Annotated in this window: 10 protein-coding genes; 1 reads left to right on the top strand and 9 read right to left on the bottom strand. The window is 42.3% G+C overall.

Annotated elements, in window-relative coordinates:
- Positions 1 to 10: 10 nt before the first annotated feature.
- Entirely contained in the window at positions 11 to 1117 is a 1107-nt protein-coding gene (fmt, locus tag B3R91_RS03650; protein ID WP_286796525.1) for a methionyl-tRNA formyltransferase, read from the bottom strand.
- Between the two features lie 183 nt (positions 1118 to 1300).
- Here fmt and B3R91_RS03645 point away from each other — a divergent pair, with 183 nt between their 5' ends.
- Positions 1301 to 4234 carry a response regulator gene (locus tag B3R91_RS03645; RefSeq protein WP_286796524.1) on the top strand — a complete coding sequence of 978 codons (2934 nt, stop codon included), beginning with the start codon at positions 1301 to 1303 and terminating at the stop codon, positions 4232 to 4234.
- Positions 4235 to 4291: 57 nt separating this feature from the next.
- Here B3R91_RS03645 and B3R91_RS03640 read toward each other — a convergent pair whose 3' ends face one another.
- The 8 genes from B3R91_RS03640 to rpmH form a co-directional block, all read right to left on the bottom strand.
- On the bottom strand, positions 4292 to 4966 hold the full coding sequence (locus B3R91_RS03640) for a riboflavin synthase (RefSeq protein WP_286796523.1): 675 nt from the start codon (positions 4964 to 4966) through the stop codon (positions 4292 to 4294).
- A gap of 465 nt (positions 4967 to 5431) precedes the next feature.
- Positions 5432 to 6487, bottom strand: coding sequence for a bifunctional diaminohydroxyphosphoribosylaminopyrimidine deaminase/5-amino-6-(5-phosphoribosylamino)uracil reductase RibD (gene ribD, locus B3R91_RS03635; RefSeq protein ID WP_286796522.1), 1056 nt, complete (start codon positions 6485 to 6487; stop codon positions 5432 to 5434).
- Positions 6488 to 6596: 109 nt separating this feature from the next.
- Complete coding sequence (gene nrdR, locus B3R91_RS03630) at positions 6597 to 7055, bottom strand: transcriptional regulator NrdR (RefSeq protein ID WP_068405041.1); 459 nt, start codon at positions 7053 to 7055, stop codon at positions 6597 to 6599.
- Positions 7056 to 7292: 237 nt separating this feature from the next.
- Entirely contained in the window at positions 7293 to 8738 is a 1446-nt protein-coding gene (mnmE, locus tag B3R91_RS03625) for a tRNA uridine-5-carboxymethylaminomethyl(34) synthesis GTPase MnmE (RefSeq protein WP_286796542.1), read from the bottom strand.
- A gap of 214 nt (positions 8739 to 8952) precedes the next feature.
- Positions 8953 to 10635, bottom strand: a complete 1683-nt coding sequence (gene yidC, locus B3R91_RS03620) for a membrane protein insertase YidC (protein ID WP_286796521.1) — start codon at positions 10633 to 10635, stop codon at positions 8953 to 8955.
- Positions 10636 to 10850: 215 nt separating this feature from the next.
- The gene (yidD, locus tag B3R91_RS03615) at positions 10851 to 11228 is read right to left on the bottom strand and encodes a membrane protein insertion efficiency factor YidD (RefSeq protein ID WP_286796520.1); all 378 of its coding nucleotides are present in this window, start codon (positions 11226 to 11228) and stop codon (positions 10851 to 10853) included.
- Position 11229: 1 nt separating this feature from the next.
- A complete protein-coding gene (rnpA, locus tag B3R91_RS03610) occupies positions 11230 to 11601 on the bottom strand; it encodes a ribonuclease P protein component (RefSeq protein WP_286796519.1) in 372 nt (123 codons plus the stop codon).
- A 205-nt stretch (positions 11602 to 11806) separates the two neighbouring features.
- Complete coding sequence (gene rpmH / locus B3R91_RS03605; RefSeq protein ID WP_007394757.1) at positions 11807 to 11941, bottom strand: 50S ribosomal protein L34; 135 nt, start codon at positions 11939 to 11941, stop codon at positions 11807 to 11809.
- Positions 11942 to 12553 lie beyond the last annotated feature (612 nt).

Raw genomic sequence — 12553 nt, 5'->3', positions numbered from 1 at the left:
CATAAGTAAGTTACTTTACTTCTGCCATAAACTGATCACCATCGTTTAATTGATTACCATGGCAAATTTGCTCAGCGCTCATCGGCTTACCACCTGCAAATTGTAAGTGAGTAATTGCCAAAGTCGTCGCTGAGTATTCATTGCTTTGTGGTTCGCTAATAGTGTCTCTGCCGCAAGCGACCAGTATGGCTTTTCGCCCAACACTGATAATAGTGCCCGCAGGCTTAACGGTTTGCTGTGATGGATTTACCGGCAGACTGGCCAAAATTTTGACGCGCTGCCCTGCTAAAAAGGTGTAGGCGCCAGGCCAAGGAGTCAACCCACGAATCTGGCGTTCAATCTGTGTAGCAGACTGCGTCCAGTCGATTTCGCCTTCGGTTTTAACCAATTTTTCCGCATAATTGGCTTGGCTGTCATCTTGAGCAACCGCTTGTGCTTGGTAATGCGCCAAGTCTTTTAATACGGTAGTAATAGCCGCCGCGCCAAGTGCTGCCATCTTATCATGCAAGCTGGCGGCCGTATCATCAGCTTCGATAGGTGCGCTGACTTTATAAAGCATGTCACCCGTATCCAGGCCTTTATCCATCTGCATAATGGTAATGCCAGTCTCGCTATCACCCGCTAGTAACGCCCGATGAATCGGGGCGGCACCGCGCCAACGTGGCAACAGCGAAGCATGAATATTGAGACAGCCATAAGTCGGCGTGGTCAATACACCAATCGGTAAAATCAGACCATAAGCCGCGACAATCATGACATCTGGCTGATAAGTACGTAAATTCTCACGTGCTGCCATGCCTTCGGTGCTGGATTTTTTAAAGGTAGCAGGCTGTTCAACCACAATGTCATTGGCCAATGCCACTTGCTTGACCGCAGATACTGATAACTTTTGTCCGCGACCCGCTTTGCGGTCAGGCTGAGTATAAACGGCAACGATATCTATACTCAACGCATCTTGCTGCTTGATAAGCGCCTCAAGGCTAGTCGCTGCAAACTCTGGGGTGCCAGCAAATATCACTCGCAGCGGTTTAGCAGCAGATGGCACTTTGATAGCAGCGTTCTTCTGAGGTTGAGTAGCGTTAATAGATAAATCAGATTGTGCAGCAGGTGTTGTCATAGTCAGGCAGTATTTATGGTTAATTTGCCTATTATAGGTGAGTTTGTAGCGTTGTGCCATGATTGTAATAGCAGCCATCCAGCGCTATTAATCAGGCGTTTTATCTTTATAATGGTGATTAAGCGTAGTTTTGACTTCATATTAAGACATACCGACTTACCGCCGATTTAGGGTCCTGCTTTTATGCAACAATTTAAGTCTCTACAACGACTGCTGATTTTTTATACACTGACATTATTAGCGATGTTGGCAGTGTATTACGGCACCATGTTTTATGAGATGAGGCAGCATAATGAGCAGCACAGTATCCAAAGCTTTTATAATTTACAGCACGAGATAACCCAGCTCTCAAACCCTACAAACTTAGTAATTAAAAAGATATTACAAAAGCCTTTTTTAAAGGATATGAGCTATCAGCTGATTTTTATGATGCCTTCTGGGCAAACCTATATACACCGACGTACCCGCCCTGATGAACGAGAGTTTACTGGCATCACTTTCCCCAACGTTATCACTTCTTTGCCCTCTGCTAGCAATCATCATAGTGCCTACGAGCTAAATAATCGTAATTTGGTCGGCACCATTGAACTTGAAAGTGGTCACAAGGTGTACCTGATACTGCGGCATGAAGCGCTTGATATCAATTGGATGTCGTATCGCTATTGGTTGCCATTGATGACAGCCATCTTACTATTTGCTATGGCCTTACTCTATACCCTAAAACGGCGTGCCAACTGGGAACAACTGCTCATTTATACCGATGAGTTAAGTAGCCATGCCAAAGATGGTTATATCGCGCCGCCGTTTATCGAAAAGAAAACCACGGCTGAATTTTTGCGTTTGGGTCACGCACTTAGCCGTATCAGTTATCAGCTGCACAGCAACCATCGGCGCATTACCACGCTAAAGCATCGGTTAGAGCGATTGGTCGATCATGCGCCGCTGCCGATGCTGATGATTATGAGACATGGCCAAATCAGCTTTTTTAATCATCGCTTTGAGCAAGTATTTGAAACCACCTTTCACAGCGATAGCAACTATCAACTGACCGATTTTTTCTTTGCTAAAGACGAATCAACCCAAGCCCTGCTACAAAAGCTGGCGGATTTGCGAGTCACGCGCACGCTATTGGTTTACGGTTTGCACAATAAAAAAGCTTATCAGTTGCATATCACGCCTTGGTTTGGCGAACACGGGCAGGTGCATGGTTTTACCGTCCTCCTAAATAATATTCACGAACTTGTCGAACAGACCGCGCATTTGGAGCAGCAAAACCGTCAACTACAACGTCAGCTTGATGAGTTTGAAGCACTTAAATCAACGATGGGGCATCATTTACGCCTGCCGTTAGAAGCCATGATTGACACGTTAGAACCTATCAATCCCGATAATCTGAGCGCTAAGCAACATCAAATCGTTACGACTTTGACTCAAACCAGCCATTCTATGCTGACGATGCTAAACGATATGTTAGATATAGGAGAGATAGAGGTTCGTACATCCCGTCTATCTATTGAAGCGGTGGATATTTATAAGCTTGGTCAACAAGTCAGTCAATCGATGGTAGAAAGCTTAAGGCAGCAAGGACTTGAGCTCTTGTATTTTTTTGCGCCTGACAGCCCGCGCTGTATCGATACCGATTATAGGCGCTTGCGGCAAATCCTACGTAATTTATTAGATAATGCGATTAAATTTACCAATTCTGGCTATGTGTCACTTACCATCGATGCGGTGACCAATGCGGACATAGCTGATATCAAAAGTACCAGTATAGGCGAGGTAGATAAAGAGCACATTTCTAATAACAGCCATGATACGAATCACGGCAATCTAGATAAATCAAACACTACCATTCATCCATCGCACGACTGGATTCGGTTTAGTATAAAAGACAGCGGCACAGGCATCGATATCGCAAAGCAGCACCAACTGCTGACGTATTTTAATGAAAGCAACAGCCAAAACAGTGTTCACATCAAAAACCACCCTATTAACTACGCGCACAAAAACAGCGCCATAAAAGGGCTCGGATTAAACGACGTTAATAGCTTCGCTAAACTATTAGGCGGTTTTATTGAGATGAAAAGCACGCTTAATAAAGGCAGTACTTTTAAGCTGTATTTGCCTTGTAGACGACCAGCCTATCAGCCTATTTACCACTTTAATCCGCAATTGACTTATATTCATCTTATTGCCGTCATTAAACAACCGCTGCGAGCCAAGCATTTACGCGATTTGTGCGCTTATTTATCTATCCCAGCCACTATTTCCACTTCTATAGATAGAGTGGCGCTTGAGCAAATAAATAATAAACTGGCGCAAGATGCGCAAAAACTTGCACCTATTTTGCTCTTAGATTACGAATATTATGAAGACATCACGCTCGCGTTATCACATCAAATAAACATTGATGATAAAAATATAGACGCTGAAAATAAACTGGAGAAATCAGAAGATAAAGCACGTATAGATATCGATAAACAGCAGGCTCTAAATAGCTTACTGTCTAATACTGCCCTGCCAAAAATATTGGTCAGTATGAAAGCTGAGCGCCGCATTCCTGCTATGTTACTGGATCAATGTGACGGTTTTTTAAACAAACCACTCGATGTGGCATTATCACTCTCTGAGTTACTGCGATTAACCCTACCCGTTAGACAAACACTGTTACCGCAAATAACTAGCCAAGAAAACAAACAGCAAAGCAGTAGCCCGTTAGGCGCAGATGAAGCCGCTCATGAAACGTTAGCGCCACTGATTTTAGTGGTAGAAGATAGTCCAACCAATCAAAAAATAGCTTGTAAGATACTGGAAAAGATTGGCTATCGCAGTATCGTGGCGGAAGATGGGCAGCAGGCGTTGGACAAATTGCAAGCGCAGCGTCAGGAAATTGCGCTTATTTTGATGGACTGCCGGATGCCCGTGATGGATGGACTGCAAGCGACCCAAGCGATTCGCGCGCAAGGCGATGATATTCCAATCGTTGCGCTAACCGCAAATAACAGCGAAGAAGATAAAATCGCCTGTTTACAAGTGGGCATGGATGAGTTTTTGGCCAAGCCTATTAATAAACAAAAGCTAAAAACTGTTTTGCAAACGCTGATTAAAAACCAATAAGCGTTTGCAAGATCTGTCTTTTATAACAGCTTGGTGATGATTTTGGCTATTTAACCTTTATTTCATAAAACCATTCTCAGCTAAAAACGCCTCAGTAATCGTACTTTGCGGGCTGCTAGCATGTGCATTATCCGCTTGCGATTTGTTTAATAACCGCTCTAAATAGCGCGCCACAATATCGACCTCAACATTGACTTTACTACCTACCAACCAATGCTGGGCAATATTGGTGACTTGCGCGGTATGCGGAATGATATTGAGCGAAACGATATTATCGCGGACTAAGTTGGTAGTGAGACTGATACCATCAAGGGTAATAGAGCCTTTGGTAGCCGTATAATGTGCCAACTCGTGCGGTATCTCAATTTCAATATAAAGTGAGCGCGCATCTTTTTGCAATTTACTAACCACGCCTACCCCATCAACGTGACCGGCAACGATATGCCCACCAAAACGGGTAGTTGGTAGCATGGCTTTTTCTAAGTTCACCGCATAACCGGGCTTTAAATCTGCCAGCGCTGTACGAGCAATAGTTTCACGTGAAACGTCGACAGAGTAATAATTACTACCAAACTCCACCACCGTTAAGCAAATGCCATTTGAAGCAATCGAGTCGCCTAGTTTCACATCGCTAAAATCTAAGCCAGCAGATTCTATGGTCAAGCGGATATCACCGCCCGTTGGTTGCATGGACTTTACTTTGCCAACGCTTTCTATAATTCCAGTAAACATATTAACCTCTTGGTATTTTTTATGGCCGTTAAAGGCAGCATATATTATTTAAACCTATTATTTCATTCAAAATCAATAACGATAATCGCTATTAGTCTTTAAGCTGTTTATAGCGCTTACTATAAAATTAGCGAGAATAAAAAGACTCAGCGGATAAACTGTGGATAACTAGCGCTGACATAAGGAGTAGTAGTATGAGAAACTTGGTTTTTAAAGAGTTATCCACAATAAGTCTGCTTTTTAATAATTATTCACTACACTTGAGCTATATACGTAAGTAACTGATTTTAAATAAATTATAACTTTAAAACATTATTAACAATTACTAGTAAGTTTCATGTGAAACAAAGTTATACACAGTTTCATGTGAAACCTTTATAAAACTATTCCACTTATCCACATACATTGTATGTAAGTTTAATCTTGTGGGTAAAATATTGAAAGACAAGGCATTTATAACGCCAACTATAAAGGTAATAAGGTAAGCTTAAGATCAGTGCCAAGCTGCTCATGACCGTGGATATCAAAACGTAGCTGCTGCGCTAACGCTAATGGATTGACAGCAACCATAGGGCGCGCCTCACTCCCTAATAAGCAAGGTGCTTGATAAACAATGAGTTCATCCACCAGCTGCTGTTGTAAAAAGCTTCCTGCAACGCTTGCGCCCGCCTCTACTAAGACGTCATAACAGTGATGGTCACTCACTAAGTTCTTTAATAACTCAATTAAGTTTTCTTCATGCCAATAAAGAGTTTCTGGACTCTGGCATAGCTGATAGTCAGACTGTAAATCGTGTTCTAATCGCCCTCGTCTATCGAGTATCACTATTTTAGGTTGTGGTACTTGTTCAGGATTAATACCTAGTTGATTAGAGCGTACATTTAACTGCGGATTATCAACGATGACTGTTTCACTGCCTGTGATAATAACGCCGCTTTGCGCACGCAGTTTCTGTACATCTTCGCGCGCCGCCGTGCCGGTAATCCACTTCGACTCTCCAGACGCCATAGCGGTACGGCCATCAAGACTGGTGGCAATTTTAAGCCTAACATAAGGCATTTGGCTACGCATCGCCTTTAAAAAGCCCTTATTTAAAGCTTCTGCTTGCGCTGTCAGCACGCCGACGGTTACGGCGATTCCCGCTTCTTCTAACAATTTTACTCCGCGCCCAGCCACTTGTGGATTGGGATCGAGACCGGCAATGACAACACGTTTTATGCCAGCCTCAATAAGACCTAGGGCACAAGGCGGTGTACGTCCGGTATGACTACAAGGCTCTAATGTCACATAAGCGGTCGCGCCCATCGCTTGCATGCCAGCATCTTTTAAGGCGAAAACCTCAGCATGCGGCTGCCCTGCTTTTGGATGAAAGCCTTGACCTACTACTTTATCCGCTTGCACAATCATACAGCCGACCGACGGATTGGGACGCGTCGTATACAGACCACGCTTGGCCTGCTCAATAGCGAGCATCATAAAATAACGATCTTTGGCGTCTTGAGAGTGTTTTGAGTTTGACATAAAGGTGGACTTAATCAACAACTGATAATTATTATTAAAGATTTTATAGAGTAGAGTGAGTAAGCAATATAAACTTGAAAGCAGGCTAAATACTTAGCATGAGTGATGCTTATTTTTCATTAGGACGGATATTGGCAATTTCTTGATGAAAGGCGTCGATATCTTGAAAATCACGATAAACACTGGCAAAACGCACATAAGCGACATCATCGAGCGTTTTAAGCTCACTCATAATAATCTCACCCAAGACCTTACTGCTCACCTCGCGCTCGCCCATTTGGCGTACGCGCTTCTCGATACGACTAATCATCGCTTCTTGCTCATCGATGGTAATCGGACGTTTTTGTAGCGGTAATAAAATCGAGCGGCGCAATTTGTCATTATCGTAAGGTTCGATTTTGCCACTTGATTTGATAATACGCGGCATTACCACTTCTACCACTTCAAAGGTCGTAAAGCGTTCCTGACAGCTATTACATGAACGGCGGCGGCGTACTTGCGCGCCATCAGCTGCTAGCCGTGAGTCGATAACTTTGGTATCTGACGCATTACAATATGGGCAATGCATACGCTTTTCCTTAGGTTGATAGTGAGGGCGAATATAATTATTGATAAAACTAAATTTTCTAAAAAATGATAATTTTAACGCCAATCTCAACTTATCGTAGGCTTTTGATTTTTATAGAATTTAAAATTCTAATTGTTTTAACTGAAATTTTAAAAACTACGTAAACCAATACCTTAGAAAAATAAGTTGAGAGTGGGGTAATTTTACTATGCAGATAAAGAAGCAGACTTTTACTCGTTATTTGCCAATACAAAAGCTACCAAAAATTTTTCCTAATAAATCGTCAGCGCTAAATTCACCAGTAATTTCTCCCAAACTTTGCTGCGCTTGGCGTAGGCTTTCTGCCACCAACTCACCTGCTTTAAACACTGTCAGCTGCTCATGTGCCTCTACTAGCGAATCAGCGGTACGTCTCAGCGCATCAATGTGTCGCGTACGGGCGATTAAGCTATTCTCTGGCGGATGAAAACCTACTTTAGCACATAAGGTTTCAACTAAATCATCAATTCCTGCGCCTGTTTCACATGAAACATTGACCTGCTCATAGCCATGATTTTTTATTTCTGCTTGTGAAGTAGCGATTCTTTCTTCGCTGCTGTTATCGTTCAATAAATCGCTTTTATTGGCAATAATTAGTAAGCGCTTGGCTTCTGGTAACTCGCCAAATAGCTGCTCAGCCAGCTGTAATGGTGTGCGGTCACTTGCAAGGTCACGAGTCACATCATAGACCATCAGAAGCATATCAGCCTGCGTAATTGCCGTACGCGCACGCTCAATACCGATACGCTCGACCGTATCTTCAGTCTCGCGCAGACCTGCGGTATCGGTTAGATGCAAGGTTAAGCCGTTAAGCACGACGGTCTCTTGTAAGGTATCGCGCGTTGTCCCAGCGACATCGGTCACGATAGCACGCTCTTGCCCTGCCAAACGATTCAGCAAGCTTGATTTACCCGCATTTGGTCTGCCAGCAAGCACCACATGAATACCGTCACGTAATAGCTGTCCTTGCTTGGCGGTCGCTAGCACTTGCTGTATTTTGGATTGTGTTTGTTCAAGCTTATCTTGAATAACCCCATCAGATAAGAAATCAACGTCTTCTTCATCAGGGAAATCAATCGCCGCTTCGACGTGCAAGCGCAGATGAATCAATTGCTCAAGTAACTGATTAATTTTTTGAGAAAACTCACCGCTAAGCGAGCGAATTGCACTACTGGCAGCAGCGGCGCTGGTGGCATCAATCGCATCAGCGATGGCTTCTGCTTGCACCAAATCCAATTTATCATTATCAAAAGCGCGGTAAGAGAATTCCCCTGCGCCCGCTTGTTTTGCGCCCAATTCAAACACCCGCGCTAGCAGCTGATTTTGTAAAATCATGCCACCATGACCTTGCAGCTCAATCACATCTTCGCCAGTAAACGAGTGCGGACCTTTAAAGTACAGCACCAAACCTTCATCAATGGTCGTGCCATCAGCCTGATAGAAACGGCAAAAACTGGCCATACGCGGCGTGAAAGTCGACTTACTAGTAAGCTGACAAGCAATATCGTAAGCACGCGCGCCTGACAGACGAATAACTCCGACGCCACCACGCCCGACCGGTGTAGCAATCGCCGCAATGGTCGGAAGTCCAGATACGTTAGAATTTTTAGGTGACTCATCCAAATTATCGGCGGCTAGTGCCATCTCTAAAGAATCCACAATCACTCTCAATAAGCAAAAACCCCATTATAGACGGCTTAGCAGGCACTGACAAAGCAAACTTCAACGAGTAGATTATTAAAATCCTAAAGTATGGTTATATAGCTATTTTCCTTGTTTATTAACACAAGAAAAGCATTCTCTTTGATACATAAAAAAACCACCGCCGTAGCGATGGTTTTTTAGACTTGAACTTTATTTAATCCAGAACTTTCACGGTACGACGTTTTTGTTCTTCTTCAACTTTACGGTTGATGATGTACTGCTGGGTCATGCTAAATAAGTTGTTCACCGTCCAGTATAGTACCAAACCTGCTGGGAAGAACAGCATGAATGCGGTGAAAATAATCGGTAAAAACTTCATCACTTTAGCTTGCATTGGATCAGCTGGCTGCGGATTTAGTTGCTGCTGGATAAACATCGACGCACCCATTAAGAGCGGTAAAATGAACCATGGATCCATCGCTGATAAATCTTGAATCCACAGTATCCAAGGCGCATGACGCAGCTCAACACTTTCAACCAATACCCAGTACAGTGCTAAGAAAATAGGCATTTGCATTAAGATAGGTAAACAACCCGCCATCGGATTGACTTTCTCTTCTTTATAAATTGCCATCATTTCTTGCGACATTTTCATACGATCGTCGCCGTGCTCTTCTTTTAATGCAGCCAGTCTTGGGGCGATAGCACGCATCTTCGCCATTGAGTAGTAGCTTTTATTAGAAACCCACATCAGGGCGATTTTAACCAGCAGCGTCAACAGAATAATTGACCAGCCCCAGTTACCGATGACTTTATGAATACCATCCAAAATCGCAAATAATATTTTTGATATTGGCCAGAGCAAGCCATAATCGACGGTTTGATTCAGACCTACTGCCACTTCTTTTAGCTCAGACTGTACTTTTGGACCAGCATAGAGAGTTGCATTTAAGGTAATTTGCTTGTTCGGTGCCACATTAACAGGCTGGCTGTTAAAACCAATAAAGTAATCATTACCCGTTTCACGGCTAAAGAACTTACCCGTAAAGTTTTCAGGCGTCCAAGCAGAAACAAAGTAATGCTGAACGATGCCAACCCAACCTTCATCACTGGTCGTGGTCAACTCACCATCGTTAAATTTACCGAATTTTAATTTATTATAAGGATCTTCATGTGTGCCCCAAGCGCCGCCCAAATACGTCGCCATGCTTAGCGCGCCTTTATCAGACATACCAGGGTCTTTACTATCGTCACGCTTTAACTGCGCAAACATCTGACCTTGCCAAGCTTTGGCAGAAGCATTTTGGATTTGATAGCTGATATCAATCGGATATTTATCTTGGGTAAAAGTAAAGGTCTTAGTAACCGTTACACCATCTTTTTGATAGGTAAGCGGTACTGATAAGGTTTGCTGACCTTTCTCCATCACATAATTATTGGCAGCGTGGCTATATTTGGCGCGACCTTCGGCGGTATCAATACCGTTTGGACCGATAAGACCAGATTGTGCCACGTAAACGCGACCGCTATTATTTTCTAACAACACAAAAGGTTTTTCGCTATTGAGCGTGGCATCATATTGCTTTAATGCCGCATAAACGATATCCCCGCCTTCTGGATTGATTTTAATGTCATAGCGATCAGTTGTGACCGTGATGAGACCCGTATTGGTCTCAGGTGCCGCCGCAACAGCGCTCGCATCAACTGGTAGCGTTTGTGCTGGAATATCACCTGCTGCGCCAGTGGTAGCAGGAATATCAGCCCCTACCGATGTTGACGTTTCTGGTACCGCGTCTACAGCTGGTGCATCGGCATAATCATCTCGCCATGCTAAAATCAGCAGATAAGCGGTGATTAGCATCGCAATGATGATCATCACCCGAAATATCTTTTGCATAAACCTTTCCTAGATTAAAAAATTAGGGAATGAAAAATCAGGCATGTGTCATGACCACCACACAGTATCAAACCCCTTTCCTAGCAGTCATACCAGCAGTCAATCACATAAAATGTTCATCATTTTACTAAAAAACCGCTCTAAATGATACAAGCGTGTGGATAACTTGTGGGTAACTTAAAAGATATCCACAACTTCTCAGTCGATAATAAAGTTTATATCGACTTCATTAGATGATTTAGGCGAGCCACATAGCTCTTAGTATCTTTATAAACATACCAGCTTTGCGATTTATCATAAGCTGATGTCGCCGTAGGCGATATATATTGATAATGATAAGAAGACAAAGGTAGTGGCACAAAATCAATGCCATGTCCGCCTAATGGATGACAGCTACTGATACGTTTTAATAATAGCCAACTACCCGACCAAACGCCATGCCATGCTAAAGCTTGTTTACCATAATTTGAGCAAGTTGGATAATAACGACAGCGCGCAGGTAAGATAGGACTAATTACTTTTTGATAAAAAACAATGAAATAATAAAACAACTTATAAAAAAAACTATTTATTTTTTTTAATAAATAATCCATTTTATTTTTTTTCTATTTTTTTAAAAATATTATTAATCTCGTTTATTATTTCTTTGTTATTTAATTGATTCATAGACTTTTTAACAATAAATACAATATCTTTGTTTTCTAAATTATTTGCTTTTATACGAAATTGCTCACGAACATGGCGTTTGATTAAATTTCGTGTGACAGCCGTCGGTACTTTACGTTTGGTAATGGCCATACCGACTCGAGGCTGCTCATGGGTATTGGGGCGCACAAACGCCATTAGATGGCTCTGATGAAGCTTACGCTCAGGCGTGTCAAATACCTCGCGAAAGGACGAAGGCGTGAGTAGGCGCTGCGCCTTGGTAAAGCGAGCGTTAGGGGGCGCTGAAACGGTATTGGACATAATACAACCTAATATAAGAGCTAATAGTACTAGCAGAGATAATAGCGTAGAAAGAATAACAAAGTATAGAGACAAAAAAAGCGCCGATGTGGGCGCTTTTAATATATGGCTGAGTGACAGTTGTGATGATTGACGATCGCAATCTATAAAATAATAGAAACACAACAAGCACTATCGGCCATGCTTATCGCAATCTACTGATTAATTATACAGTAAGGCGATGACGTCCTTTAGCGCGGCGACGAGCTAAGACTTGGCGGCCTTTTTTGGTTGCCATACGTGCACGGAAACCGTGAGTACGTTTACGCTTGATCACGCTTGGTTGGAATGTACGTTTCATAACTCACCTATCAAAATAATGGACTAAATTCGTAATAGCGGAGGATTATACCACCGCATAGTATTTTGGTCAATGAACTAATTCGCTCTGTTTTTATACAGATGATTTTACAACAGAGTGAGTTTTCTTATATTTATCCGTAATGAGAGTTTTGCAGCTAAGAGATTTAGTTAAATAAACTCATATCAGTAGACCCAAATCATCTTTTAGAAAAACTATTTTGATAATCAATTTTTAAAACTTATCCACAGTTTGTGCCGAACTCTATAATAATTAACTATTAATATATATAAGTATTGTTGTTGTTGGGGATCGTATTATCTGTGGTTAACTTGTTTTTTTACTTTTTTATCAATACGATAGGCTATGGGTAAGGTTGTGGATAACCTGTGGGTGAAATATGGATAACTCATGATATATACTTATCCACAAAACTATCCACAGTCTTATCCACAAAAAACGAGGTATTATCCACAGGCTGTTTGTGTTAGATTAGCGCCCTACTAGATGTATGATTTTAAGTCATGTGACCATAAGATATCTTTGTTAAGAAAAGAGGCTTTTTGGGGCTTAAAGTTGTTAGATTTACACTATAAAAACGACGTTCTTTTG

The sequence above is a fragment of the Psychrobacter sp. UBA6291 genome, from assembly GCF_002439405.1.
GTDB lineage: Bacteria > Pseudomonadota > Gammaproteobacteria > Pseudomonadales > Moraxellaceae > Psychrobacter > Psychrobacter faecalis.
This window is presented reverse-complemented; position numbering and strand designations above follow the sequence as displayed.